Annotated in this window: 29 protein-coding genes and 1 pseudogene; 15 read left to right on the forward strand and 15 right to left on the reverse strand. The window is 64.8% G+C overall.

Features of this window, described 5'->3' with window-relative positions; all coding sequences use genetic code 11:
* Positions 1-317 precede the first annotated feature (317 nt).
* Positions 318-662: a hypothetical protein gene (locus tag CK215_RS28750; RefSeq protein ID WP_245418862.1), complete on the reverse strand. Its 345-nt coding sequence runs from the start codon at positions 660-662 to the stop codon at positions 318-320.
* 328 nt (positions 663-990) lie between these two features.
* Between CK215_RS28750 and CK215_RS31510 the strand changes: the two genes are divergently transcribed.
* The gene (locus CK215_RS31510; protein WP_170950427.1) at positions 991-1,146 is read left to right on the forward strand and encodes a hypothetical protein; all 156 of its coding nucleotides are present in this window, start codon (positions 991-993) and stop codon (positions 1,144-1,146) included.
* Positions 1,147-1,344: 198 nt separating this feature from the next.
* Complete coding sequence (locus tag CK215_RS28755) at positions 1,345-1,647, forward strand: DUF982 domain-containing protein (RefSeq protein WP_066998392.1); 303 nt, start codon at positions 1,345-1,347, stop codon at positions 1,645-1,647.
* A 7-nt stretch (positions 1,648-1,654) separates the two neighbouring features.
* Here the strand turns inward: CK215_RS28755 and CK215_RS28760 are convergent, their stop codons facing one another.
* Positions 1,655-2,374 (reverse strand): Crp/Fnr family transcriptional regulator, encoded by a 720-nt coding sequence (locus CK215_RS28760; protein ID WP_066998395.1) that lies wholly within the window; start codon positions 2,372-2,374, stop codon positions 1,655-1,657.
* Positions 2,375-2,548: 174 nt separating this feature from the next.
* Between CK215_RS28760 and CK215_RS28765 the strand changes: the two genes are divergently transcribed.
* Together CK215_RS28765 and CK215_RS28770 are read left to right on the forward strand one after the other, a co-directional pair.
* A complete protein-coding gene (locus tag CK215_RS28765) occupies positions 2,549-2,782 on the forward strand; it encodes a hypothetical protein (protein WP_095784272.1) in 234 nt (77 codons plus the stop codon).
* 81 nt (positions 2,783-2,863) lie between these two features.
* Positions 2,864-3,784: an alpha/beta hydrolase gene (locus CK215_RS28770; protein ID WP_095778270.1), complete on the forward strand. Its 921-nt coding sequence runs from the start codon at positions 2,864-2,866 to the stop codon at positions 3,782-3,784.
* Here CK215_RS28770 and CK215_RS31060 read toward each other — a convergent pair.
* Complete coding sequence (locus tag CK215_RS31060; RefSeq protein ID WP_067322613.1) at positions 3,762-3,995, reverse strand: hypothetical protein; 234 nt, start codon at positions 3,993-3,995, stop codon at positions 3,762-3,764. The genes CK215_RS28770 and CK215_RS31060 overlap by 23 nt on opposite strands.
* A 415-nt stretch (positions 3,996-4,410) precedes the next feature.
* On the opposite strand from CK215_RS31060, the gene CK215_RS32445 reads away from it, so the two are divergent.
* From CK215_RS32445 to CK215_RS28805, 5 genes are all read left to right on the forward strand, one after another.
* The gene (locus tag CK215_RS32445; protein WP_066998404.1) at positions 4,411-4,620 is read left to right on the forward strand and encodes a KGG domain-containing protein; all 210 of its coding nucleotides are present in this window, start codon (positions 4,411-4,413) and stop codon (positions 4,618-4,620) included.
* Positions 4,621-4,755: 135 nt separating this feature from the next.
* Positions 4,756-5,253, forward strand: a complete 498-nt coding sequence (locus CK215_RS28790; protein WP_095778269.1) for a hypothetical protein — start codon at positions 4,756-4,758, stop codon at positions 5,251-5,253.
* A gap of 116 nt (positions 5,254-5,369) precedes the next feature.
* Positions 5,370-5,582, forward strand: a complete 213-nt coding sequence (locus CK215_RS28795) for a hypothetical protein (protein ID WP_066998409.1) — start codon at positions 5,370-5,372, stop codon at positions 5,580-5,582.
* 22 nt (positions 5,583-5,604) lie between these two features.
* Complete coding sequence (locus CK215_RS28800) at positions 5,605-5,808, forward strand: hypothetical protein (protein ID WP_066998411.1); 204 nt, start codon at positions 5,605-5,607, stop codon at positions 5,806-5,808.
* A 31-nt stretch (positions 5,809-5,839) separates the two neighbouring features.
* Positions 5,840-6,160, forward strand: a complete 321-nt coding sequence (locus tag CK215_RS28805) for a plasmid stabilization protein (protein ID WP_066998413.1) — start codon at positions 5,840-5,842, stop codon at positions 6,158-6,160.
* Positions 6,161-6,332: 172 nt separating this feature from the next.
* On the opposite strand, the gene CK215_RS28810 is transcribed toward CK215_RS28805, so the two are convergent.
* Positions 6,333-6,791 carry an Lrp/AsnC family transcriptional regulator gene (locus CK215_RS28810; RefSeq protein ID WP_095832938.1) on the reverse strand — a complete coding sequence of 153 codons (459 nt, stop codon included), beginning with the start codon at positions 6,789-6,791 and terminating at the stop codon, positions 6,333-6,335.
* A gap of 171 nt (positions 6,792-6,962) precedes the next feature.
* Between CK215_RS28810 and CK215_RS28815 the strand changes: the two genes are divergently transcribed.
* Together CK215_RS28815 and CK215_RS28820 are read left to right on the forward strand one after the other, a co-directional pair.
* Positions 6,963-7,703 (forward strand): AzlC family ABC transporter permease, encoded by a 741-nt coding sequence (locus CK215_RS28815; protein WP_095832939.1) that lies wholly within the window; start codon positions 6,963-6,965, stop codon positions 7,701-7,703.
* Entirely contained in the window at positions 7,700-7,999 is a 300-nt protein-coding gene (locus CK215_RS28820; RefSeq protein ID WP_067322590.1) for an AzlD family protein, read from the forward strand. Before CK215_RS28815 ends, CK215_RS28820 begins: the two co-directional genes overlap by 4 nt.
* A gap of 279 nt (positions 8,000-8,278) precedes the next feature.
* Here the strand turns inward: CK215_RS28820 and CK215_RS28825 are convergent, their stop codons facing one another.
* The 5 genes from CK215_RS28825 to CK215_RS28845 form a co-directional block, all read right to left on the reverse strand.
* Positions 8,279-10,381, reverse strand: coding sequence for an EAL domain-containing protein (locus CK215_RS28825; RefSeq protein WP_095832940.1), 2,103 nt, complete (start codon positions 10,379-10,381; stop codon positions 8,279-8,281).
* Positions 10,382-10,641: 260 nt separating this feature from the next.
* A complete protein-coding gene (locus CK215_RS28830) occupies positions 10,642-11,802 on the reverse strand; it encodes a M20 aminoacylase family protein (RefSeq protein WP_095832954.1) in 1,161 nt (386 codons plus the stop codon).
* A 96-nt stretch (positions 11,803-11,898) separates the two neighbouring features.
* On the reverse strand, positions 11,899-13,095 hold the full coding sequence (locus CK215_RS28835; RefSeq protein ID WP_095832941.1) for a diaminopropionate ammonia-lyase: 1,197 nt from the start codon (positions 13,093-13,095) through the stop codon (positions 11,899-11,901).
* A 202-nt stretch (positions 13,096-13,297) separates the two neighbouring features.
* Positions 13,298-14,533 carry a Zn-dependent hydrolase gene (locus CK215_RS28840; RefSeq protein WP_095832942.1) on the reverse strand — a complete coding sequence of 412 codons (1,236 nt, stop codon included), beginning with the start codon at positions 14,531-14,533 and terminating at the stop codon, positions 13,298-13,300.
* Complete coding sequence (locus CK215_RS28845) at positions 14,530-15,732, reverse strand: diaminopropionate ammonia-lyase (RefSeq protein ID WP_095832943.1); 1,203 nt, start codon at positions 15,730-15,732, stop codon at positions 14,530-14,532. The genes CK215_RS28840 and CK215_RS28845 overlap by 4 nt, the downstream gene beginning before the upstream one ends.
* 106 nt (positions 15,733-15,838) lie before the next feature.
* Between CK215_RS28845 and CK215_RS28850 the strand changes: the two genes are divergently transcribed.
* From CK215_RS28850 to CK215_RS28860, 3 genes and pseudogenes are all read left to right on the forward strand, one after another.
* Positions 15,839-16,327 (forward strand): Lrp/AsnC family transcriptional regulator, encoded by a 489-nt coding sequence (locus CK215_RS28850; protein WP_095832944.1) that lies wholly within the window; start codon positions 15,839-15,841, stop codon positions 16,325-16,327.
* A gap of 88 nt (positions 16,328-16,415) precedes the next feature.
* A pseudogene (locus CK215_RS28855) lies at positions 16,416-16,696 on the forward strand (type II toxin-antitoxin system RelE/ParE family toxin).
* A 29-nt stretch (positions 16,697-16,725) separates the two neighbouring features.
* On the forward strand, positions 16,726-17,025 hold the full coding sequence (locus CK215_RS28860; protein ID WP_066998444.1) for a HigA family addiction module antitoxin: 300 nt from the start codon (positions 16,726-16,728) through the stop codon (positions 17,023-17,025).
* Here CK215_RS28860 and CK215_RS28865 read toward each other — a convergent pair.
* The 5 genes from CK215_RS28865 to CK215_RS28885 are packed head-to-tail and all read right to left on the reverse strand — an operon-like array spanning position 17,022 to position 21,598.
* Positions 17,022-17,999, reverse strand: coding sequence for a branched-chain amino acid ABC transporter permease (locus tag CK215_RS28865; RefSeq protein WP_067322567.1), 978 nt, complete (start codon positions 17,997-17,999; stop codon positions 17,022-17,024). The two genes, CK215_RS28860 and CK215_RS28865, sit on opposite strands and share 4 nt — an antisense overlap.
* A gap of 1 nt (position 18,000) precedes the next feature.
* Entirely contained in the window at positions 18,001-18,888 is an 888-nt protein-coding gene (locus CK215_RS28870) for a branched-chain amino acid ABC transporter permease (RefSeq protein WP_066998448.1), read from the reverse strand.
* A gap of 7 nt (positions 18,889-18,895) precedes the next feature.
* A complete protein-coding gene (locus tag CK215_RS28875) occupies positions 18,896-19,600 on the reverse strand; it encodes an ABC transporter ATP-binding protein (protein WP_095832945.1) in 705 nt (234 codons plus the stop codon).
* Complete coding sequence (locus tag CK215_RS28880) at positions 19,593-20,393, reverse strand: ABC transporter ATP-binding protein (protein ID WP_245418863.1); 801 nt, start codon at positions 20,391-20,393, stop codon at positions 19,593-19,595. The genes CK215_RS28875 and CK215_RS28880 overlap by 8 nt, the downstream gene beginning before the upstream one ends.
* Entirely contained in the window at positions 20,390-21,598 is a 1,209-nt protein-coding gene (locus CK215_RS28885; RefSeq protein WP_095832946.1) for an ABC transporter substrate-binding protein, read from the reverse strand. The genes CK215_RS28880 and CK215_RS28885 overlap by 4 nt, the downstream gene beginning before the upstream one ends.
* Positions 21,599-22,151: 553 nt before the next feature.
* Here CK215_RS28885 and CK215_RS28895 point away from each other — a divergent pair.
* On the forward strand, positions 22,152-22,472 hold the full coding sequence (locus tag CK215_RS28895) for a hypothetical protein (protein WP_095832947.1): 321 nt from the start codon (positions 22,152-22,154) through the stop codon (positions 22,470-22,472).
* Positions 22,473-22,644: 172 nt separating this feature from the next.
* Here CK215_RS28895 and CK215_RS28900 read toward each other — a convergent pair whose 3' ends face one another.
* Complete coding sequence (locus CK215_RS28900; RefSeq protein ID WP_095832948.1) at positions 22,645-23,241, reverse strand: YdeI/OmpD-associated family protein; 597 nt, start codon at positions 23,239-23,241, stop codon at positions 22,645-22,647.
* Positions 23,242-23,354: the final 113 nt, after the last annotated feature.

Below are 23,354 nucleotides of genomic sequence, written 5' to 3' on the forward strand. Positions count from 1 at the left end.
GGGTGGGACAAGAGCTCGACTGCCTTTTCGTTGGCCAGGGTGTGAAGCCGGAGAAACCAAACCCTGTTCTCTTTACCACCAGGTCCGGCTGACGCGGCCCGCTGAGGACAATTCGGCGCGGGCCCGATGGTTCCGTGCTTCGGAGCCGAGAAGATAAGGCACCGAGGCAGGGCGTGCCGGGCCCGCCGCCGGCAAAAAACCGCCCCGGATGGGAGAGCCGGGGCGGCAATTGTGGGAAGCAGTTCGGGTATCCGGGAACTGCACAGGCAGTAACTCGTCCGCGCGGGAAAAGTTTCCTGCCAGACCGATGAGGCGTTCTACTTCGACGTCTGCGGCGGGACCTCGCCCGGCTTGATCACCGGCATCTGGCTGGTGTCGGCCGGCGGAGCGGTAGCGTTCTTGTCTCCGGTGGGCGGAGGCTTCAGCACACCGTCGCAAGGCGCGAGGCTGGCGGTCAGGTTGTTGGACTGATCATTGGCCTGCGCTTTCGGGGCCTGCGTTTTCAGCTGCTCGCCGGTCTGATTAGGGGTCGCATTGGCGTCCGGTTTGACCTGGCAATCCTCGATCTGCGGATTCTCCAGCTGTGTTTGGGCCGCGGCAGTCATTCCCGGCATTTGGCCGGACATCAGGACAATGGCGAAGCCAAGAAGTGCTTTCTTCATTGGATCCTCCTATGGGTTCGTCAACCGCCAACGATCGGGGAGAGCCGTTCCTTCGGCAGGATCGGCAGCGTCAACCCCGCGGTCAGCGCCATGTGGCGCCGTTCGTCGTGTTTGCCACCGGGTGGCGGTGGGGCACCGGGGCATTCGTCATCCTCGTCTCGAGAGACAACGCTATCGAAGAGACAACGCATGCCGGCCGAAAAGGTTGGCTTTCGGTAGAGGCTGCGGACGAGGCAGAGCCTGGCCCAGCTACATCAAAGTTAAATGCGCGGATGCTGCCGGAGTGCTAGTCGCTCGCAGCTTGGGGGGACTCTACGAGGAGAGTCCCATGGAAATTCGAAATCTGATCGGCACACTGTCCAGATCATTTCTGCGCCAGGGTGCCGGGCCACCCTGGTCGATCCAGTCCTCGCGCGCCGACGTGCCGCTCAGGCCGCGCCCGCCGTACCGCCCGCAGCCGCCCAGCCGGCCGGCGAATAACTAGCTTGCCGCTTCTTCAGCGCCTGCCCGTGCAACCGGTCGGCGGCATCCTCGTTATGACGATCCAAAACATGTGGTGGCAACGATGAGACCCTTTCGGACCAACAATTATCTTTTCATTCTGGCGGCAGCGGCGGTGACCGTGGCGCCCTTCGCCGGCCTCGCCTGGCGCGCGCAACAATGGCTTGGATGGTGACCGGGGATGAGTAGATTCCTGCCGCTCACCATCCGCTTCGTCACTGGCGGCTCAATGGTGGTTTCGTCCATCGCCGACGCAAGGAAGGCATTGGACGGAGCCTGGAAGAACAAGGAAGCGCCCGACTATGTCGCGGCGGCACGGCTGGTGAACGACGCCATGGCGGGCATTTGCCGTCCGGCGGTCGCCTTCGACGCTTTCAAGCAGGCCGCCGCCCGGCAGGGCCTGCTGAGGACGGCCGACCCGAGCGCGGCACTCTCGATGCTCGACGCGCTGTGGTCTGGCGACGACCAAGGGCCGCCGCGCTGACGCGTCCTCACCTTGGCTCGTTCCTCATGCTGAGATAGGTCGGGTCGAATTCCGCAATGGCGACCAGACGGTTCCAGTCGAGGATGTCGATCAGGTGGTTGGTCCAGTTGATGACGTTCATGCGCCGCAACGTGCCGATGACCCGATTCATATGGACGACGGACAGACCGAGCACATCGGCGAGTTCGGCCTGCGACAGCGGCAGATTGAAGCTCATGACCCGCGTCTTCTTCACGGCCTGCAGCCTGACGAAGAGTTCGCATATCAGATGCGCCAGATGCGCGGTCTTGGAGCGGCGTCCCATGGCCACGATCCATTCCCGGTGGATGGCGCCGTCCACCAGCGTGTCCAACCAGAGCAGCCTCGTCAAATGCGGGGCCTTTTCGGTGATTTCCCGCAACTTGCTGTGCTCCGCCGCGATGATATGGCAGGGCGACAGCGCGACGATGCCATGGTCCATGGTCTTCAGGAGAAAAGCGTGCAGATCGACGAAATCGCCGGCAACATGGAGCGCGGTGAACTGCCGGCCGCCGTCCTCCAGCACCTTGTAGCGCGCGGCAATCCCGTCGACGATGAGGGTGCTGAAAGTCGGCCTTGATCCTTCGGCGACGAGATCCTCCCCGGCGACGAAATACTTCTCCACCGATGTGGCGCTGGCCAGCAACGCCTTCTCGCTTTCGGAGAGAGCATCGTGCTGACCCAGGTTCAGATAAAGGGGTTCCAGCATGCGCGGCCGCCCGTTGTGGATTTTGCAAGGGCCTAACGTTGCAGAGCCGGGCCGGGTTGCAGCGGACCACCACACCGCCAGCCGCCGGCAAGCAGTCCCCGGCCAAGACGGTCCTTTGGAACCATGATCGCGCGCAGGGATTGAACGTCCAGGTTGCGGCGGATGCTTTCGCGGATGGAACGCTTCTACTTCGATTTGTACAACACCGTGCACACGCAAATGGACAGCGAGGGGCAGCTCTTCTCCTCACCAGAAAACGCGCGAAAGGAGGCGCTCAGGATCTTGCAGGATGTCGCGCGCGACGAGATGCCGAACAGTGATAACCTCAAGATCACCATCAAAATGCGCACCGACAAGAGAGGCCAGATATTCGAGGCGTCCCTTACAGTCAAATCCGCCTGGAGCTGACCACGGAAGGCGCCAGCCGAGAGAAGCCGCGGCCCGAGCAACCATCCCGCCCGCGGCCATTCCGCCTGTGGAGCAGAAAGCATGTTCGGCGGTTTCGAAAGCGCGGAAGTCGATACGGGCGCGGCACGGACATTCATCCGGACTGCCGGCAGCGGCCCGGCGCTGCTCCTGCTGCACGGCTTCCCCGAAACGCATCTGATGTGGCGCGACGTGGCGCCGAAGCTGATCGACCGCTTTAGCGTCGTCTGCGCCGACTTGCGCGGCTACGGCAAAAGCTCCTGTCCGCCATCCGATCCGGATCATGCGCCCTACGCCAAGCGCGCCATGGCTGCCGACCTCGCGGCGCTGATGACGAAGCTCGGCTTTGTCCGCTTCATGGTTGCCGGCCACGATCGCGGTGGACGCGTTGCGTATCGCCTGGCGCTGGACCACCCGGACCGCGTCGAGAAGCTTGCCGTGCTCGACATCGTACCCACCGCCGATGTCTGGGACAGGGCCGACGCCCGGCTGGCGCTGGGCTATTGGCCCTGGTCGCTCTTGGCGCAAGCCGAGCCGCTGCCGGAGACGATCATGACCGCGGCCGCGGATGCGATCGTCGACAGCGCGCTGGCTGGCTGGGGTTCCTCGCCTGCCGCCTTTCCCGACGAGGTCCGGCAGGCTTATGCCGAGGCCTTGCGCGATCCAGCCCACGCGCACGCCATCTGCGAGGAATACCGTGCGGCAGCGACGCTCGACCGTGAGCACGACCAGGCGGACCGCAAAGCCGGCCGGCGCATCGGCTGCCCGATGCTTGCGCTATGGAGCGGACATGGCGCGCTCGCCGAATGGTACGCGCGAGAGGGCGGTCCGCTGGCACTGTGGCGGGAGTGGGCCGACGACGTCAGCGGCGGGGTCAGCGGCGGGACGATGCCCGGCGGGCATTTCTTTCCCGAGGAGGCGCCGGCCGAGACAGCCGCAAGGCTCGGCGAGTTTTTTGCGGCTACAGGCCGTAGGCCAGGGTGAGGTAAATCGCCGGCGCAACGATCAGGCAAAGCGCCATCACAATCACCACGGCATTGCCAAGGCGCTCGGCGCGCCTGGCGATGTCGGTGACATCGTCGTCGTCGTTGAGGAATTGGAGAATCGAGGTGTCGGCGAGGACGGAGAGGCGATTGTCGTTCGCGGGCAGGCTTTCGGGCTCTCGCAGATTGGGCTTTGCAGAAATAAAGGTCAAAACGTCGTCTCGCTTTCGAAGCCGGCCGCGCGACTTCCTGGTTCCAATGATTGTGGATGGTATGTGCCCGCCATTTGCGCGGAAACGGCGGGCACCCAAAACGGCGCCGATGAAGGGGACTTCGTCGACGACCGCTACCAACTCGAAGCCTCCGCTTTGGTTGCCGTCGAGGGCCCAATGCGCGAGCCACTCCGACTTCAGTCGTAGGAAAGAGACCGACCGTGGCCCCGGGCCCTGGCGCACGCGCGGACCGGCGACGCACGACAAGGCTGTCGCGGCATGGTCGGGCTAAAAGGATTCACGAAATATTTCGTGGGGGAACATCGATCGCGGGCAGCGGTTCTCATTGCTCAAGGCGGTCGAACCTCCTTGAATCAAACCCCGAAGACCAATCCCCAACAACGGAGCTGCAGATATGCCTAATCAAGGCGGAACTCACCAACAGCACGTCAAAGCAGGCCAGCAGAGCCACAAGAACCGCGACGATCAGCGTCGCGGCCAGCAGCAGGCCGAGGACCGCAACATGCGTCAGCAGGATTCAGGTCAGCACCGGGGCGGCAGCGGCAACTTCGCCGAAGACCGCGAACGTGCATCCGAAGCCGGCCGCAAGGGCGGCCAGCGCTGAGCTTAAGCAGGCGTCCCGCGATCCCTTCGCGGGACGCCGCCCAGAACATCCAATTTGGAACTTCTTCCCCTCCCCTTGGTTCCTCCGAAACCCCGGCGGCTCGGCCGTCGGCAGGACGTTTGAACGGAGGCAACAATGTCCGTGCGCACACTTCACCCCGAACGTGTCGATGAGACACGTATGCAGGCCTATTCGACCTTCGCTCCGCTGCTCATCACCGCCCTGAGCCAGAAGCTGGCGCGCTGCCAAGGCAAGAGCGAGATGGACAAGGTCGAGGCGTCCCTCATCCGCGTCATCGAAGAAGCGGACGTCGTCACGGGAGACGTCGAGGCAATGAAGGAGTTCGCGATCGAACTCGTCGTGTCCACGCTGCGCAATGTGCGCGAGCATCCCGACGCCAAACAGGATGTGGAACAGATCGACGGCCGCCGCACGCAAGGACGCTCGGAGAACCCGGACACGCTGGAAGAACAATTGCAGTCCGGTCTCGAAGATAGTTTCCCGGCGAGCGATCCGCCCGCGGTCGTCTCCACCGCCATCAGCGGTGGCGCGAAGGACATCGTCGGCACCGACGAAGTGCTGCGCCGCAAGAAGGAAGCTGCCGAGCGCGGGCACGAAAACGAGAAGGCATAGCCCCGGCCCCGCACGACCGCAGCCGCCCGTTTCAGGCGCCCTGCCTCATCGCGGTCGCCAGCTCGGCGAAGGAACCAGTCCTTTCGCCAAGGGTTGGTTATCGGAAGGAGAAAACGATGGATAAAAGCAAACTTCCACATCGCCCGGGCGCTGGCCGAACGGCACAAGACGCAAGGCTGCCGACCAAGGGCGGCGACGATCCGGACGTGCGGTTCCTGGCCGAGAACACCGACCTTTCACCGAAGCAGGCGCGCGAGCTGATCCGCGAGCACGGGCACGACCGCGACAAGCTGCTTGAAATCGCACGAACCATGAAGGCCGAGGGCTGACCGGCTCTCTGAAAGCGAGGCAATGATGAGCAATTCACCCCGTACCGGACGTCCAGGCACATCCGATCAATGGCCACGTTGGGAAGGTCCGAAAGCCAATCGGCCGAGAGGCTACCTGCCAGCCAAGGACGATCCCGACGAGGATCGCGACGCGGCCGGCGAGAACAACAAGGACCCCGAGCGGTCCGATCTCGGCGACGCGGTCAAAACGAAGAAGGAGCCGTAGCGGCTCCTCCCGGCGCAACAGGAGAAGAAAAATGCCACGCGGAGACAAATCGAAATACACCGACAAGCAGGAGCGCAAGGCCGACCATATCGCCGAGGGCTACGAAAAGCGCGGCGTCTCGGAGAAGGAAGCCGAGCGGCGAGCCTGGGCGACCGTCAACAAGGACGATGGCGGCGGCAAGAAGGCGGGCGGCTCGGGCCGCGGCAAGCACACCGGCCATCCGGCGGCGCACAAGGGCGGCAAGGCCGGCGGCAAAGCGTCAAGCTCGCGCTCGGCGGCCGAGCGTTCTGCTTCCGCCAAGAAGGCGGCGGCGACGCGCAAACGCAACGCGGAGCACCACGCGCATCATTAGGCATGGGTTCACCTTCTCCCTTGCCGGAGACCGGCGGATAGGCGCGCAGCGCCGAGACGATAGGGACGAAACGAGGCGCTGGGAAACTGGCGCCTCATTGCCGCGCGGCGGTCCTTCCAGCAGCATCCGGACGCTTCGCGGCCACCTTCTCCCTCAACGGAAAAGGGAAGATCTAAAGCGGCATCTCCGAAGTTTGCTTGACCGTCTGGCTGGGAACGTCGGTCTTGACGTTCTGCACCCCCTTGATGCGACTTAAGTGCTCGGACTGGAAGCGGCGATAGTCCTCGATGCCCGCCGCCACGACCCGCACCAGAGCGTCGCAGTCGCCCAGCATCAGATAGCATTCCAGCACCTCGGGCAGCTTGGCCACTTCCCTGGCGAAATGCTCGATCGTGTCCTCGTCCTGCTGCTTCAGCCAGATGCGAGTGAAGAAGGTATGACCGCGACCGATCTTGGCCGGGTTGAGCACCGCGACATAGCGGTCGATGACGCCACCCTCCTCCAGCAATTTTACGCGCCTGAGACAGGGTGACGGCGACAGGCCGACCTCTCTCGCAAGATCGTTGTTGGCCATGCGCCCGTCGCGCTGCAGGGCGCGCAGGATCCGCTTGTCGATCTCATCCAGCTTCATGGCGTCTGATTCCAATATTGGCTTAATTCTCGCTATCCAATGCCAAACCTTGGCAGAAACCTCGCATCTTCGCAACCCGATTGCGGAGCGTTTCGGCTATGATGGCCAGCGAATAACCGACCATCGAGCAACCGGAGAAGGCCGCCCCGCAAGGCTGGCCGAAGAAGAGCCATGAGCGTTTCCGAGCTAACCCTGGGCCACCCTCCCGCCGAAGCGCGCGGCGCCGAATTCCGGCGGGGCGCCGCCGCCTCGACGCCGGTGCTGCTTGGCATTGTGCCCTACGCACTCGTGCTGGGCGCGCAGGCGGCGCAGAAGGGCTTGAGCGTCGTCGAGGTGCCGTTGATGACGGGCCTCAACTTCGCCGGCGGCTCCGAATTTGCCGCCATCCAGCTCTGGACCTCGCCGCCGCATGTGCTGTTGATCGCCGCCATCACATTGCTGGTCAACAGCCGGCATTTCCTGATGGGCGCGGCACTTGCGCCGTTCCTGCGCCACCTGCCCAAGCGCAAGGCGTTCCCCGCGCTGTTCTTGATGTGCGACGAGAGCTGGGCGCTCGGGCTCGCCGACGCGAAGCGCCGCGCGGCAGGCGGGCTGCGGCCAGCATTCAGCCTCGCCTATTATGCGGGAACTGCCCTTCCTTTCTATCTTGCCTGGGTGATTTTCACGACCTGCGGAGCGGCGCTCGGGCCGGTGCTTGGCAACGTCGAGCGCTACGGCTTCGCCATGGCCTTTCCGGCAGTGTTCCTGGTGCTGCTGCGCGGCATGTGGAAGGGTTTTGCCGCGGCGCGCCCCTGGCTGGTCAGCCTCGCGGTGGCGGCGGCAACTTATCTCGTCGTTCCGGGCGCCTGGTACGTGGCGGCAGGCGCGCTGTCCGGGCTGGTGTCCGCCTGGCTTCTGGCAGGTGAGAAATGATCGAGCCCTGGACCGTTCTCGCCATCCTTGCCATGGCCGGCGTCACCTATTTGACGCGGATCGGCGGCTATGTCGTGCTCAGGAACCGCACGCTCAGCCCACGCGCCACCGCCGTGATGGAAGCCGCGCCTGGCTGCGTGCTGATCTCGGTGATCGCGCCCGACTTCGTGTCGAAGAATCCGGCCGACCTGGCGGCGCTCGCCATCACATTGCTCGCGGCGACAAGACTGTCGATGCTGCCGACGGTGGTCATCGGCGTGGCGTCGGCCGGGGTATTGCGGTGGGTGATGGGGTAAACGCCGGCGGCCGCCCTCTGCCATGCCGGGGCATCTCCCCCAAGGAGGAGATTGGCTCTCCATCGCATCAACTGCCGTAGACCCCAATTTCGCCAGACGCGATCGAAGCGGTCTCGTCGATCCAGCCCAGATGCTTGTCCAGCGCCGGTCCAGCGGGTCGGGGTCCTGCGGGTCGATGATCGCGGGACCATTGTATCGGGCGAAATGCCGAGCTGATCCAGGCCGAGCTGCTGTTCGATCTCGGCAATCGCGGAGGGTGCTCGCAATTTTGGCCGTCGTTTATCTTGCGACACCCACCCGGGCTTGTGGCTTCTCAGCCGCGGCCCGCGCCACGATCGCCTCCAGCGGCTCTGGCCGGTGCAGGAAATAGCCTTGGCCATAGCCGACGCCCATGCCGACGAGGATCTCCAGCGCGCTTTTCCCCTCGACCTTCTCGGCCACGACGGCGCAGCCCATCGAGCGGGCGATGCCGGCGATTGCCGAGACGATCTCGCGGTCGAAGCGGCTGTCGGCGATGTTGTGGACGAAGGAGCCGTCAATCTTGATCGCATCGATAGGAAAGCGCCGCAGATATTCGAACGAGCTCATGCCGGCGCCGAAATCGTCGAGGCTGACACGGCAATGGCGCAGCCTTGCCCGGCGCACGAATTCCTCCGCTGCGTCGAAATTGGTGACAGCCGCGGTCTCGGTGATCTCGAAGCCGATTGCAGACGGCGGCGCGCCGTTCTCGGCGATCGCCGCGTCGACGAAATCCCAAAGCTGCGGATCGGAGAGCGTCTGCGCCGACAGGTTGAAGCCGAGCGAGACGGCGCCGGAGAGCATCGCCCTGCCATGGCGCGACAGCGCCGTGCGGATGATCCAGCGGTCGAGCCGGGCGGCAAGGCCGAAGCGTTCGGCCACCGGCATGAACTCGCCCGGCAAGATCAGCTTGCCGTTGCGCGCCTCGAGCCGCGCCAGCACCTCGACATGGCGGCTGTCTTGCCAAGGCCTGCCGAGGCAATGGATCTCCTGGCCGAACAGCTTCAACCGGCTGTCCTCCATGGCATCGACCAGATCGGCGGCAAGCCGCGCGGCGTTGAGGCCGCCGGCTCCGGAAGCTGTTTCGGCCGAGAACACGGCGAAGCGGTCGCGCCCGCCGGCTTTGGCGGCGTAGCAGGCATCGTCGGCGCAGGCGAGCGCATCGGTTACCGTCGTCCGGGGATCGCGCACGAAGGCGATGCCGATGCTGGCGGCTAGCCTGCGGGACGACACGGCGGAGCCGAGATCGGCGTCGCGCACCGCGGCGAGCACGGCACGCGCCAGCCGCTCGGCGCAAGCGTCGTTGCAGTTCGGAACCAGCAGCGCGAATTCGTCGCCGCCGAGGCGCGCGGCGTGCGCCGAAGGCGGCAGGCTGGCGCGGATGCCGCCGGCGACGCTCTTCAGCGCGATATCGCCCGCGGCATGGCCGGCATAGTCGTTCAGCGCCTTGAAGTAGTCGAGGTCGACATAGAAGACGGCAAGCGGCAGCCGGTCCGCCGCGCCGATGTTTTCGGCGAGCAGCCGGTCGAAGGCCGAGCGGTTCCACAGCCCGGTCAGCGCATCGTGATGGGCGGCGTAAGCGAGCTCCTCGGCGCGCTTCGTCTCGTCGGTGATGTCGCGCACCGTGCCGAGGATCTGGCCGGCCGAGCCGGCGCCGGCGATCAAACGCACCAGCGACTCGACATGGCGGACCGAGCCGTCGCGCCGGACGATACGGTATTGCGTGGCGGTGACGCTTTTCGAGCCCGGCGGCGGCAGATGCGCGCGCTCGGTGGCCTCCTTGTCGTCCGGGTGGAGATAGGTGTGCCAGAGATCGGCCGTCACCTCGTCGGTATCGCTGACCAGGCCGAAGATCTCCCTGGTGCGCGGGTCCCAATAGCTCTTGTTGGTGCCGATATCGTAGTGCCAGATGCCGGTGCCGCTGGCGGCGAGCGCGAGCCGCAAGCGGACATTGACCTGCTCAAGCGCGGCCTCGGCCTCCTTCTGCCTGGTGATATCGGTCTGCACGCCCATCAGGCGCAGCGGCTTGCCCTCGGCATCGCGCTCGACGATGCCGCCGCGGTCAAGCACCCAGACCCAGCGGCCGTCCTTGTGCTTCAGCCGTAGTTCCGTCTCGATCGACTCGGTGTCACCAGCGATATGGCGGTCGCCGCTCGCCAGTGCTCGCTCGCAGTCGTCGGGATGAGTGAGCTTCAGCCACAGATCGGAGGTATCGAGCTCGCCCTCGGCATAACCCAGCATCCTCCACCAGGTCGGCGAATAGTAGCAATCGCCCGTCGCGAGATTCCAGTCCCATAGGCCGAGCTGGGCGCGATCGAGCGCCAGCGCCCAGAATTCGCCGTTGCGTTTGTTGTCGTCCGCCATGCCCTCGTTCTTGCCGTCCCCGTTCGGGCATAGTGCATGAAAGCTGACAAGAAAGGGTTACTGGAGTGAAGCTGCCAATCTCCCCTTCTGGGTGCCCTTGGGGGGAGATGTCCGGCAGGGCAGAGAGCGCGAAGGATCGCGCATTGATTAGCTCGATCAAGCCGGTGACCGATCGGCAGGCATCGCTCTTCGCTGAAAAAGTCGGGGGACAGCGCTCCCCTCTGCCCTGCCGGGCATCTCCCCAAAAACAATGGGCGATGCTAGCCGCCCGCCGCCAGCCTTCGCCTCACCACCGCCGCGTGGAAACGCGCGCCATGCAGCAGGCCTTCATCGTTGAAGTCGTAGGCCGGGTTGTGCAGCGGGGCGGAATTGCCGTTGCCGAGAAAGACGAAACAGCCGGGCACCTCGGTGAGGAAGCGGGCGAAATCCTCCGAGGCGGTCATCGGCTCGGCGGCGATGCCGACGGCATCGCCCGCCAGCACCGTTCGGGCCGCAGCAAGCACCTCATCCACCAGCGCCGCGTCGTTGATCAAGGGCACGAACTCGCGCGTGTAAGTAACGTCAGATGCTACGTTATAGGCCTGCGCCGTGCCTTCGGCGATGCGGCGCATCTCCTTCTCGATCGCCGCGCTCACCTCGGGCCGGAAACTGCGGCAGTCGCCAAGGATGCGGGCGAGGCCGGGCAGCGCGTTGCGGGTGCCGTCGGTGATGAGCTCGGTGACCGAGACGACGCCGATATCGACGGGGCTCAGGCGTCGCGAGACAATGGTCTGCAGGTTGACGACCAGCGCGCAGGCGGCAACCAGCGTCTCGCGAGCGTCGTGCGGCCTGGCGGCGTGGCCGCCCAAGCCTTTCAGCACGATCTCGAAATTGTCCTCGGCCGACATGATCGGACCGCTCCGGGTTTCGAAGTGGCCGATGGGCAGGCCCGGCATGTTGTGCAGCCCGAAGATTTCCTCGAAGGGAAAGCGTTCGATGAGCCCGTCTTCGATCATCGCAAGCGCGCCCCTGCCCCACTCCTCGGCCGGCTGGAAGATGAACCGCACCGTGCCGTCGAAGCCGCCTTCCTGCGCAAGCAGCTTCGCCGCGCCGAGCAGCATGGCGGTGTGACCGTCATGGCCGCAGGCATGCATGGTGCCCGGCGTCTGCGAGCGCCAGGCTTGGGTCCCGTGCTCGGCGATGCGCAGCGCATCCATGTCGGCGCGCAGCGCAATCGCGCGATTGCCGCTGCCCCTGGCCAGCGTGCCGACAACGCCGGTGCCGCCTATGCCTTCCGCGACTTCGAGCCCGAAGGCACGAAGCTTCTCCGTCACGAAGGCGGCGGTGCGCTTTTCCTCGAAGCCGAATTCCGGGTGGGCGTGGAGGTCGCGCCGCCAGGCCGTCATCTCGCGATGCAGCTGCTGCTGGTCGAGGTCAGCCATCTTCTCTTTCCCCAGCGCTCGTTCCAGGCGAGTGTTCCCGAAGTTGCGCTTCGTTTCCATCGATTCCGGAGGGAAGCCCGCTTTCCTGAAAATCCTTCAGGCGATCTGCAGCTCCAGCCCCCGCGGCACCGCCCCGACCAGCTCGGTGTAACGGCCGGCGTCGGTCGCGCCTTCCGAATTGATGACGACGACGCGCGACGTCGCATCGAGCCCGAGAGCCGCGCGCATGCCCTTGTCTCCGGCTGCGCGGATCAGCCCGGCAAGCCCCGCGCCGCCGCTCTCGCCGGAAACGATGGCCGGATCGTTGCCCAAGGGCCGGGCCAGCCGGTTCATCACCGCGACCGCGTCGTCTTCGTCAACGGTCATGAAGGCATCGCCGACGCGGGACAGCACCCGCCAGGCGATCAGGGACGGCTCGGCGCATTCCAGCATCGCCATCACCGTCGACCGCTGAGGTGCGATCGTTACGGGACGGCCGGCCTCCACCGAGGCGTAGACGCAAGCCGAGCGCCTCGGCTCGACCACCACGGCCTTCGGCCGCCGCTCGCCGAGCAGAATTGCCATATAGCCGGCAAACGCCGCCGCAAAGCCGCCGACGCCTGCCTGCAGGAAGACGTGCGTCGGCGGTTCGGCCATATGACGCAGCGCCTCGCGCACGATCACCGTGTAGCCCTGCATTACAAGCCCCGGAATGCGCTCGTAGCCGCGCCAGGAGGTGTTGGAGACGATCTTCCAGCCGCGCTCGGCGCCGACCCGGGCGACCTCGCGGACCGCATGATCATAACCGCCCTCGACCTGCACGATCTCGGCGCCGAAGCGGGCGATGGCCGCCACGCGCTCGGCGCTGACGCCGGCATGGACGTAGATGACCGAACGCGCGCCGACGAGGCCCGCCCCCTGCGCGACCGATCGGCCATGGTTGCCATCGGTGGCGCAGCAGAAGGTCATCTGGGCGGCGATAGCGCGCAGCTTCGGATCGTTGATTTCGCAGATATCGACTTCGCGACCGAAGCGCTTGCCGGCCTCTTCCAGCACCAGCCGCATGACGGCATAGGCGCCGCCCAGCGCCTTGAAGCTGCCAAGGCCAAGACGCTGGCCCTCGTCCTTGACATGCAGTGCTGCGATGCCGAGGCCATTGGCGAGCGCCGGCAAGGCATAGAGAGGCGTTTCGGCATGGTCGTCGCGCGCCCTGAGATAATGCTCGGCCCGGTCGGCGCCCGCCAGGCCGAGGGCCTCGGCGTCGGCCGGCACCAGCGGCTGGTTGTGTTCGGGGCGCTGGTTGATGAGCAGCATGCTATTCTTTCTTCGATACACTGAACTTTTTTGACGCGCGCGAGAATCGCGCTCCCTGATCTGGCTAGTGATTGAAGTTTGTTTCGATCAGATGTCGCCGGATTCCCGCCTTGGTGGCACGCAACGTTTCGAGATGACTATTTTTGGTGGTGCTTCGCCTGGTAGCACCTGCCGTCGACAACCATAACGTTTGGTTCCGCGATCAGTCGGCTGCCAGCCGGGCGGCGACGCCAAGCAGGACATTGGCGCCGGCAACCAGCTCGTCGGCGGCGGTGGACTCGGCCGGATTGTGGCTGATGCCGCCCCGGCTCGGCACGAAGATCATCGCGGACGGCGCAATACGGGCAATCATCTGCGCGTCGTGCCCCGCGCCCGACGTCATGCGCCGGCAGGAGAGGCCGGCGGCTCTGGCGCCATCCTCGATCAGCGAGACGATGCCGGCATCGAACGTCACCGGCTCGAAGCGGGCCAGGCTTTCGGCATGGATGGTGACGCCGGCGCTTGCGGCAAGGTCGTCGAGGAAGGCGGCGAGCGCCGCTTCGGCTTCGCGAAGATGCATTTCGTTCGGATCGCGAAGGTCGATGGTGAAGATCGCCCGCGACGGGATGACGTTGATCGCGTTTGGCTCGAAAGCGATGGTGCCGACGGTGGCGACCGTGGGTGTCGGCGAGGCGCTGGCCCGGTCCGCGAGGAAGCTGATCACCCGCGCGGCGGCGACGCCGGCATCCTGGCGCATCGACATCGGCGTGGTGCCGGCATGGTTGGCCACGCCGTCGATGGTTATGCGCTGCCAGGAAATGCCCTGCAGGTTCTCGACCGCGCCGATGGCGATGCCCTCGCGCTCCAGCACCGGCCCCTGTTCGACATGCAGCTCGACATAGACATGCGGCTTGAGGAAGCCGGGCTGATGTCGGCCGGCATAACCTATGCGCTCCAACTCCTTGCCCAGCACCGAGCCGTCGGTGCCGATCGAGGCCAGCGCCTCTTCGATATCCCGGCCGCCGGCAAAGACCAGCGAGCCCATCATATCAGGCGAATAGCGCACGCCCTCCTCATTGGTGAAGGCGGCGACCACAAACGGGCGCGCCGGCGCAAATCCTGCCTCCTTTAGGCTCTCGATCGCTTCGAGGCCGGCAAGCACGCCGTAGCAGCCGTCATAGATGCCGGCGTCGATCACCGTGTCGATGTGCGAGCCAAGCATCACCGGTTCCTGGCCGGCATCCGCGTCGCCCTGCCAGATGCCGAAGATGTTGCAGATGCGATCGATGGCGACGTCGAGCCCTGCCTCTTCCAGCCAACCGACAAGGCGGTCGCGGCCAAGCTTGTCCATGTCGGAGGCGGCGACGCGGACGAGCCGGCCCTGCGTATCGCGACCGAGGCTGCCGAGCTCCTCGATACGGCCAAGCAGGCGGTCGGCATTGATCGTCAGATTGCTCATGCCGGCTGCCTCGCCAGCGCAACCTCGTCCGGCGCCATCCCGACCAGCTCGGCATAGCGGCCGGGGTCGGTCGCGCCTTCGGAGTTGATGATGACTACGCGCGACTGGGCATCGAGGCCGAGAGCCCCGCGCATCTTCTCGTCGCCGGCAGCGCGGATCAGCCCGGCGAGCCCCGCCCCGCCGCTCTCGCCGGAAACGATCGCCGGATCAGTGCCTGAAGGTCGCGCCAGGCGGTTCATCACCGAAACCGCGTCGTCCTCGTCCACGGTCATGAAAGCATCGCCGAGCCGCGACAGCACGCGCCAGGCTGCGAGCGACGGCTCATAACACTCGAGCATCGCCATCACCGTGGGCTTGCTGTGCGCGATCGCGACTGGACGCCCCGCCTTCGCGGTGGCGTAGACGCACGCCGCCCGCGCGGGCTCGACCACGATTGCCGCAGGGCGATCCTCGCCAAGCACGATGGCGAAATGGCCGGCCACCGCCGCGGCGAGGCCGCCGACGCCGGCCTGCAGGAAGACGTGGGTGGGCGACTTCGGCAAGCGCCTCAGCGCTTCGCGCACGATAACCGTGTAGCCCTGCATCACCAGCCCCGGGATGCGCTCATAGCCCGGCCAGGATGTGTCGGAGAGGACGGTCCAGCCGCGCTCGGTGGCGACGCGGGCGGCTTCCCTGACCGACTGGTCGTAGTCGCCGGCGATGCGCACGATCTCGGCGCCGAAGCGGGCGATGGCCGCCACGCGTTCGTTGCTGACGCCCGAATGGACGAAGATGACGGAGCGCGCACCGAGCAGGCCGGCGCCCTGCGCTACCGAGCGTCCATGATTGCCGTCGGTCGCGCAGGCGAACGTCATCCCGGCCGCAATCGCCTTCACGTCGGGCCCATGCAGTTCCGCGACCTCGATGGCGCGGCCGAGCCGTTCCTCGGCCTCTTCCAGCACCAGTCGGATGACGGCGTAGGCGCCGCCCAGCGCCTTGAAGCTGCCGAGGCCGAGGCGCTTGCCCTCATCCTTGACGTGGAGCGCGGCGATGCCGAGTTCGCCGGCCAGCGCCGGCAAGGCATGCAGCGGCGTCTCGGCATGGTTTTCGCGTGCGGCCAGGAAGCGCTCGGCCTCGGCGGCTCCGGCGAGCCCAAGCGTCGCGGCGTCTTCTTCGGTCAGCGGCTGGCGATGGGTCGGGTGGTGGTTGAGCAGGAACATGGATCGGCTTTCTCTGTCTAGTTGGCTGAAATTTATTGCAAGTCCAGCGAGAAAGGCGCTCTGTTTCAGCGCCTGAAATGCAAGTTTGTTTCGTTTAGGTGCCGTCATGTCCATTTTGCCCGACCTCGACGCTTTCGACCGCGCCATCCTCGCCATCCTGCAGAAGGACAACAGCACGCCCCAGCGCGTTATCGGCGAGACGGTGAACCTCTCGGCGCCAGCCGTGCAGCGGCGCATCAAGCGCATGGAGGAAATGGGCGTCATCCGCGCCAATGTCGCGCTGGTCGATCCGGCCAAGGTCGGCCATCCGATCACCATCTTCGTCGAGGTCGAGGTGGAGAGCGAGCGGGCCGAGCTGATCGACGCCGCCAAGCGCGGCTTCGCCGCGGTGCCGGAAGTGCAGCAATGCTATTACGTGACCGGCGAGGCCGACTTCATCCTGGTCGTCACCGTGGCGACGATGGCCGACTACGAGGCGCTGACCCGGCGATTGTTTTTTGAGAACAACAACGTCAGGCGGTTTCGCACGTTCGTTGCGATGGATCGGGTGAAGGTCGGGCTGGAGGTGCCGGTGGCCGCACCTCACTCAACATGATCCCTCGGGGCATTTCGTATCGCGGCATGATACTCTGCGCTTGATCTCGCAGACGTATCATGCAAAGATACGTTGCGAGGGGCAGTGGATGATACGTTCGTTCAGAGACAAGACCACTGAAGCGATTTCGACAGGCAAAGCTCCGAAAGGATTTCCGGCAGATCTCATTCGTGTCGCTCAGCGGAAACTGTTCATGCTGGACAACGCAGCCGAACTGGCCGACCTCAAAGTCCCACCGGGAAATCGGCTTGAAGCGCTGAGGGCGATCGCGCCGGTCAGTACTCAATCCGTATCAACGACCAATTTCGTGTTTGCTTTCGGTGGACCGATGGAGGAGCGGACAATGTGGAGATCACCGACTACCATTAGCTAAACCAACCAGCTCAGGAGCGGAACCAATGATCAACCTCGATAAGCCTATTCATCCCGGCGAGATATTGCGGGTCGAGTTCCTTGAGCCACTCGACCTGAAGCCCTACACCCTGGCGAAAAAGCTTCACGTCCCACGTACCCGTATCGAGCGCCTCGCCAACGAGACCACGCCCGTTACGCCGGACACCGCTCTGCGTCTCGCCAAATTCTTTGGCACCACGCCACAGTTCTGGATGAACATGCAAGCCAGTTACGACCTGGCCGTGGAGGGCGCGTCGCTGCAGGAAGAGCTCAAGGAAATTAAACGGTTCGAGGCGGCTGCTTAAGAGCTCTTGCCGCCCTCCCTCCCCAGCAACCGCGCATAGATCTCCCCAACGATCCCGCGCCGGAAGATCAGCACGCAGACCATGAAGATCACGCCGGTCGCTATCGTCACAGGGAAGCCGGAGGTGGCAAGGGTGTTCTCAAGGCCGACGACGAGGCCGGCGCCGACCACCGGGCCGACCATGGTGCCGATGCCGCCGAGAAGCGTCATCAGGATGACCTCGCCCGACATCTGCCAGGTGACGTCGGTGAGGGTCGCGAACTGGAAGACGATCGCCTTCACCGCGCCGGCGAGGCCGGCAAGGGCCGCCGACATGACGAAGGCGGCGAGCTTGTAGCGGCCGACGGAATAGCCGAGCGAAATGGCACGGTTCTCGTTCTCGCGGATCGAGCGCAGGATCATGCCGAAGGGCGAGTTGACGATGCGCCAGATGGCGAAAAGGCCTATCAGGAAGATGGCGAGCACGAAGAAATACATGTTCATCGGCACGTTGAGGTCGAGCATGCCGAAGAGATGGCCCCGCGGCACGCCCTGGATGCCGTCCTCGCCTTCGGTGAAGGGCGCCTGCACGCAGAAGAAATAGAACATCTGCGCCATAGCCAGCGTGATCATGGCGAAATAGATGCCTTGCCGGCGGATGGCGAGGAAGCCGACGACGAGGCCCATGCCTGCCGCGCCCGCAGCGCCGAGCAGGATGCCGGCCTCCGGCGGCCAGCCCCAGGCTTTCACGGCATAGGCGCAGAAATAGGCGGCGCCGCCAAAGAAGGCGGCGTGGCCGAAGGAAAGCAGCCCGGTGTAGCCGAGCAGCAGGTTGAAGGCGCAGGCGAACAGCGCGAAGCACAGCATCTTCATGACGAAGATCGGATAGATGACGAAGGGGGCGGCGACGAGCGCCATGATCCCCAGCGCCACAAGCGCCCGTTCCAGCCGGACGGAGGCAGCGGCGCGCTCTGCGTGAAGGGTCGCCTCGCTCATCTTACGCGTCCCTTCCGAACAGGCCCGCGGGGCGGAGCAAAAGCACGATCGCCATGATGACGAAGACCACCAGGTTCGAGGCCTCCGGATAGAAAACTTTGGTCAGGCCCTCGGCGAGGCCGAGCATGTAGCCGGTGACGATGGCGCCGAGGATCGAGCCCATGCCGCCGACCACGACGACGGCAAAGACGACGATGATGAGGTCCGATCCCATCAGCGGGCTGACCTGGTAGACGGGCGCCGCAAGGATGCCGGCCAGCCCGGCAAGTGCTGCGCCCAGCCCATAAGTGAGCGTCAGCAGCAGCGGCACGTTGACGCCGAAAGCCTGCACCAGCTCGGGGTTCTCCGTGGCGGCGCGCAGATAGGAGCCGAGCCTGGTCTTTTCGATCAGCAGCCAGGTGCCGATGCAGACGATGAGCGAGGCCACCACCACCCAGCCGCGGTAATTGGGCAGGAACATGAAGCCGAGATTGGTGCCCCCGGCAAGCAGGGTCGGCACCGCGTAAGGATTGCCGGAGACGCCATAATAGAAGCGGAACACGCCTTCGATGACCAGCGCAAGGCCGAAGGTGAAAAGCAGGCCATAGAGCGGGTCGAGCCGGTAGAGCCGCGACAGCGCTACACGCTCCACCACGATGCCGAACAGGCCCACGGCCAAAGGCACGATGATCAGCGCCGGCCAGTAGCCGATGCCGAGATGGACGAGCAGCAGATAGCCGATGAAGGCGCCGAACATATAGAGCGCGCCATGGGCGAAATTGATGATGCGCAAGAGCCCGAAGATGACGGCCAGCCCGAGGCTGAGCATGGCGTAAAAAGAGCCGTTGATCAGGCCGACAAGCAGTTGGCCGAGCAAGGCTTGGATGGGGATGCCGAAGATCATGGTCATTTGGCCATCATACCCCCAGCACCTCGTGCAGTTTGTCGGTGTGCGCGGAAAGCTGGCCGACCGGGAAACCTTCCACCACCTTGCCGTGATCCATCAGGTAGAAGCGATCGGCGATGCGGGCGGCGAAGCGGAAATTCTGCTCGACCAAAAGGATGGTCATGCCGCGCTTCTTCAGCGCCGCCAGCAATTCGCCGATGCGCTGGACGATGACCGGTGCCAGGCCCTCGGTCGGCTCGTCGAGCAAAAGCATTTCGACGCCGGTTCTCAGGATGCGGGCGATCGCCAGCATCTGCTGCTCGCCGCCGGAAAGCTTCGTGCCCTGGCTGTTGCGACGTTCCTTGAGGTTGGGGAAGAGGTCGAAGATCTCCTCCACGCTCATGCCGCCCTTGGCCACCACCGGCGGGAGGATCAGATTTTCGTCGACGGTGAGCGTGGCGAAGATGCCGCGCTCCTCCGGCACGAAACCGATGCCCTGATGGGCGACGCGGTGCAGCGGCAGGCGGATCAGGTCCTTGCCATTGAAAGTGACGGAGCCTGTCCGCTTGCGGATCAGGCCCATGATGGCGCGCAGCGTCGTCGTCTTGCCGACGCCGTTGCGGCCAAGCAGCGTAACCGTCTCGCCGCGCAGGACTTCGAGGTTGACGCCGTGCAGCGCATGGCCCTCGCCGTACCAGGCATGAAGGTCGCGCACGGCAAGCAGCGGCTCACTCATGCTCGGTCCCCATATAGGCGACGCGCACTCGCTCGTCCTGGCTCACAGTCGCGTAGTCGCCGGCGGCAAGCACCTGGCCGCGCTGCATGACGGTGATCCAGTCGCAGAGATCGGCAACGACGGTGAGGTTGTGCTCGACCATCAGCACGGCGCGGTCTTTCGCCAGCGACCGGATGATGCCTGAGATCGTGCCGACATCCTCATGCCCCATGCCGGCCATCGGCTCGTCGAGCAGCAGAACTTTTGGATCGAGCGCCAGCGTGGTGGCGATTTCCAGCACACGCTTCCTGCCGTAGGAGAGATCGCCCGCCAGCCGATGCGCGGCGTCGTCGAGCCCGACTATGGCGAGCAGCTCGCGCGCTCGGGGCGTCAGCTGGTCCAGCGCCGAGACCGGGCGCCAGAACTGATAGCCCAGTCCGCCCGGACGCTGCAGCGCGACGCGCACATTGTCGAGGACGCTGAGATGCGGAAAGATCGCCGATATCTGGAAGGAGCGTACAAGGCCCATGCGCGCCACCTTGGCCGGCGGCGTGCGGGTGATGTCGGTGCCGAGCAGCTGGATGGTGCCGCTGGTCGGCTGCAGGAATTTGGTCAACAGGTTGAAGATGGTGGTCTTGCCGGCGCCGTTCGGGCCGATCAAGGCATGGATCCTGCCGTGATGGACGTCGAGATCGACATCCTTCACGGCGACGAATCCGGCGAAGTCGCGCCGCAAGCCGCGGGCGGAAAGCACCACCCGCGGCGTCTGGTCGATGCCGTCCCGGCGGACGGCGGTGGCGGTGTCGAGCGTCACTTGCTGACGAGCGGGCAGCCGCTGTCCTCGGCTTTCATGAAGGCCTTGTCGCCGGGAATGGTCGCCAGGTAGGTGTAGTAGTCCCAGTCCTTCTTGCTCTCCTCCGGCTTCTTGACCTGGTAGAGATACATGTCGTGCACCATCGAGCCGTCGGCCTGCACCTTGCCGTTCACCGTGAACACGTCGTTGACCGGCATCTCATGCAATTGCTTGGCCACCGCTTCGGTCTCGTCGGTGCCGGCCTTGTCGATGGCCTTCAGATACTGCGTCACCGCCGAATAGGTGCCGGCCTGGATCATGTTTGGCATGCGGTTGGTGCGCTTGAAGAAGCGTTGCGCGAAATCGCGACTCACATCGTCGCGGTCCCAGTAATAGCCTTCCGTCAGCACAACGCCCTGCGCCGCCTGCAGGCCAAGGCCATGCACCTCGGCCAGCGTGAAGAGCAGCGCCGCCAACCGCTGGCCGCCGGCGACGATGCCGAACTCGGCCGCCTGCTTGATCGAGTTCGAGGTGTCGAGGCCGGCATTAGCTAGGCCGATGATCTTGGCGCCGGAGGACTGCGCCTGCAGCAGGAAGGAGGAATAGTCGGTGGAGCCAAGCGGATAGCGCACCTCGCCCAGCACCTTGCCGCCACTGGATTCCACGAGCTTGGCGGTCTGGTCCTTCAGCGAATAGCCGAATGCATAGTCGACGGTGATGAAATACCAGCTGTCGCCGCCCTGCTGCACCAGTGCGCCGCCGGTGCCGACCGCTTGGGAGTGGGTGTCGTAGGCCCAGTGGAAACCATAGGGCGAGCACTGCTTGCCGGTGAGGTCGGTGGAGGCGGCGCCGGTGACGATGTCGATCTTCTTCTTTTCCTTGGAAAGCCCCTGGACGGCGAGCGCGACGGAAGACGTGGTGAGCTCCATGATCGCATCGACCTGCTCGGTGTCGTACCACTGGCGCGCGATGTTGGAGGCGATGTCCGGCTTGTTCTGGTGGTCGGCGCTGACGATCTCGATCGGCGCGCCCTGCACCTTGCCGCCGAAATCCTCGACCGCCATCTTGGCGGCCTCGACCGACCATTTGCCGCCGAAATCGGCATAGACGCCGGACTGGTCGTTCAAGATGCCGATCTTCACCTTGCCGTCCGAGATTTCGCCAGCCGCCGCCGGCATTGCGGATGCCGCAATGAGCGCGGCGGAGACGAGATAGGATGCTTTCACTGGTAGTTCCTCCCTTGTGGCCAACCACGGGAAACGCGGCGGACCTCGCAATGGTTCAACAGTTCCGTCGGATTGTGGATTGACGCCTCGATCCCGCCTGCCACTCCTATTCTTGCGGGCCTGCTCGTTTGCGGCTGGGCCGCCGCGCGCCTTGGGTGCACGGGCGCGAGCCTAGCATCACATTTCGCTAGCCGGGAATGCTATTTTCGTAGCATGCGGATGGGTGGGGGCAGCATGGTGCCCCTTCACCACGGCAGCCGCTTGCCGTCGCGAAAAAGCCGCCGGTCGGACCGTCGGGCAAGGTTGCGGCGCAGACGATGCCGGCCGCGCCTTGCGCGACGGGGCGGCCGCCGGGGCCGCCCATGTCGCGACCCAACCGGGGCAGATCGAATTGACCAGCACGCGCCCCCTTCCCGCCAGACACAATCCGGAAACAAGATTCAACAGCCCGGAAAAACTCGCGAAAAGACCGGCTGTCATAAGCGGCACCGGAGCAGCCGAACTACGGCCAGCGACAACCTGATATCGATCTTCGAAAAAGGAATGCCGACTTATGAAAAAGACCCTTCTCTCCGTTCTCGGCCTGGCGGTAGCGCTTGCTTTCGCGGTGCCGGCGCTCGGCACTACCGAAGCCAACGCTGCCACGACCACGACGGCTGCGACCACGACGACCACCGCGGCTCCGGCTGCGGCCACCGAGACGGCCAAGCCGGACGCCAACGGCCCGCACAAGAGGCATGCCAAGCATCATCGCCGTCACGCCCGCAAGCATCACGTGAAGAAGCACTCGAAGCATCACGCCAAGAAGCATCATGTGAAGCACCACACCAAGAAGCGTACCCACAAGAAGCACGGCAAGAAGCTCGCCGCATAAGGCGCGTCGCCGGCTTTTGGCTTTTCAGCAATTGGCCAAAAACTTCATGACCGGATGATCCCGGACCGCTTCAACAGGGTTCGGGATCATCGCTTCCCGGAAACGCCGTCCCTCAAAGGCGGCGTTTTTGCTTACCAGGTCGCTGGCGCGGTCGTCCGGTCCGGATCGTGCCTTACTTCTTCTGCGGATAGATCGTCTCGCCGCGCTTCAGCATTTCGACGAACGTCTCGATCTTCTTCTTGCGCCCCGCCTCGGTCTTCATGTTGTGGACGCGGAAGGCGAGCGCGAAACGGTTCTGCGCCGAAAGCTTTGCCAGCATCGCTTTGGCCTTCGGTTCGGCATCGATCGCGGCCTGCAGGTCGGGCGGAATTGCCATCTCTTTCGAGCCGCCATAGGCGCGGTCCCAGCGGCCATCGGCTTTGGCCGCCTCGACTTCGCGCAGGCCATGCTCCGTCATGCGGCCCTCTTCGATCAAGCGCGCGACGTTGTCGACGTTGATCCTGCTCCAGATGCTCTTCCTGCCGCGCGGCGTGTAGCGCTGCAGAAAGCTCTTCTCGTCGAGCGACTTGCGCACCGCATCGATCCAGCCGAAGCAGAGCACGACGTCGATCGCTTCCTTCGGCGTGATCGAAGGAAGGCCAGAGCCAACCTTGTGGATCTTGATCCAGACCTCGCTTTCGCCGGCGTGGTTTTGGCTGAGCCAGGCGTAGAAGCTTTCAGCGTCCGAGAACTCGTGGACCTTGCTCGGGTCGACCTTGATGGGGGCCATCGGTGTTCCTTCTTTTGCGTGAGCCGAGGCTCCGATCTTCCCCTTTGTTGGGAGACGGCCGGCAGGCCAGAGGGCGCGCTGTCCCGCCAATCCTGTCGAGTCGTCGTCGCCGC

It is taken from the genome of Mesorhizobium sp. WSM3864 (assembly GCF_002294955.1).
Classification (GTDB): Bacteria; Pseudomonadota; Alphaproteobacteria; order Rhizobiales; family Rhizobiaceae; genus Mesorhizobium.

Bases quoted from the DNA above. Each gene is read 5' to 3' on its own strand.
- CK215_RS28870 (WP_066998448.1), bottom strand. From the start codon at position 18,888: ATGACCATGATCTTCGGCATCCCCATCCAAGCCTTGCTCGGCCAACTG.
- CK215_RS28900 (WP_095832948.1), bottom strand. From the start codon at position 23,241: ATGGCCCCCATCAAGGTCGACCCGAGCAAGGTCCACGAGTTCTCGGAC.
- CK215_RS28825 (WP_095832940.1), bottom strand. From the start codon at position 10,381: ATGGCGGACGACAACAAACGCAACGGCGAATTCTGGGCGCTGGCGCTC.
- CK215_RS28875 (WP_095832945.1), bottom strand. From the start codon at position 19,600: ATGAGTGAGCCGCTGCTTGCCGTGCGCGACCTTCATGCCTGGTACGGC.
- CK215_RS31510 (WP_170950427.1), top strand. From the start codon at position 991: ATGGAAATTCGAAATCTGATCGGCACACTGTCCAGATCATTTCTGCGC.
- CK215_RS28755 (WP_066998392.1), top strand. From the start codon at position 1,345: ATGAGTAGATTCCTGCCGCTCACCATCCGCTTCGTCACTGGCGGCTCA.
- CK215_RS28860 (WP_066998444.1), top strand. From the start codon at position 16,726: ATGATCAACCTCGATAAGCCTATTCATCCCGGCGAGATATTGCGGGTC.
- CK215_RS28810 (WP_095832938.1), bottom strand. From the start codon at position 6,791: ATGAAGCTGGATGAGATCGACAAGCGGATCCTGCGCGCCCTGCAGCGC.
- CK215_RS28895 (WP_095832947.1), top strand. From the start codon at position 22,152: ATGAAAAAGACCCTTCTCTCCGTTCTCGGCCTGGCGGTAGCGCTTGCT.
- CK215_RS28840 (WP_095832942.1), bottom strand. From the start codon at position 14,533: ATGAGCAATCTGACGATCAATGCCGACCGCCTGCTTGGCCGTATCGAG.
- CK215_RS28850 (WP_095832944.1), top strand. From the start codon at position 15,839: ATGTCCATTTTGCCCGACCTCGACGCTTTCGACCGCGCCATCCTCGCC.
- CK215_RS28835 (WP_095832941.1), bottom strand. From the start codon at position 13,095: ATGCTGCTCATCAACCAGCGCCCCGAACACAACCAGCCGCTGGTGCCG.
- CK215_RS28820 (WP_067322590.1), top strand. From the start codon at position 7,700: ATGATCGAGCCCTGGACCGTTCTCGCCATCCTTGCCATGGCCGGCGTC.
- CK215_RS28815 (WP_095832939.1), top strand. From the start codon at position 6,963: ATGAGCGTTTCCGAGCTAACCCTGGGCCACCCTCCCGCCGAAGCGCGC.
- CK215_RS28790 (WP_095778269.1), top strand. From the start codon at position 4,756: ATGTCCGTGCGCACACTTCACCCCGAACGTGTCGATGAGACACGTATG.
- CK215_RS28795 (WP_066998409.1), top strand. From the start codon at position 5,370: ATGGATAAAAGCAAACTTCCACATCGCCCGGGCGCTGGCCGAACGGCA.
- CK215_RS32445 (WP_066998404.1), top strand. From the start codon at position 4,411: ATGCCTAATCAAGGCGGAACTCACCAACAGCACGTCAAAGCAGGCCAG.
- CK215_RS28805 (WP_066998413.1), top strand. From the start codon at position 5,840: ATGCCACGCGGAGACAAATCGAAATACACCGACAAGCAGGAGCGCAAG.
- CK215_RS28845 (WP_095832943.1), bottom strand. From the start codon at position 15,732: ATGTTCCTGCTCAACCACCACCCGACCCATCGCCAGCCGCTGACCGAA.
- CK215_RS28760 (WP_066998395.1), bottom strand. From the start codon at position 2,374: ATGCTGGAACCCCTTTATCTGAACCTGGGTCAGCACGATGCTCTCTCC.
- CK215_RS28800 (WP_066998411.1), top strand. From the start codon at position 5,605: ATGATGAGCAATTCACCCCGTACCGGACGTCCAGGCACATCCGATCAA.
- CK215_RS28830 (WP_095832954.1), bottom strand. From the start codon at position 11,802: ATGGCTGACCTCGACCAGCAGCAGCTGCATCGCGAGATGACGGCCTGG.
- CK215_RS28750 (WP_245418862.1), bottom strand. From the start codon at position 662: ATGAAGAAAGCACTTCTTGGCTTCGCCATTGTCCTGATGTCCGGCCAA.
- CK215_RS28770 (WP_095778270.1), top strand. From the start codon at position 2,864: ATGTTCGGCGGTTTCGAAAGCGCGGAAGTCGATACGGGCGCGGCACGG.
- CK215_RS28765 (WP_095784272.1), top strand. From the start codon at position 2,549: ATGGAACGCTTCTACTTCGATTTGTACAACACCGTGCACACGCAAATG.
- CK215_RS28865 (WP_067322567.1), bottom strand. From the start codon at position 17,999: ATGAGCGAGGCGACCCTTCACGCAGAGCGCGCCGCTGCCTCCGTCCGG.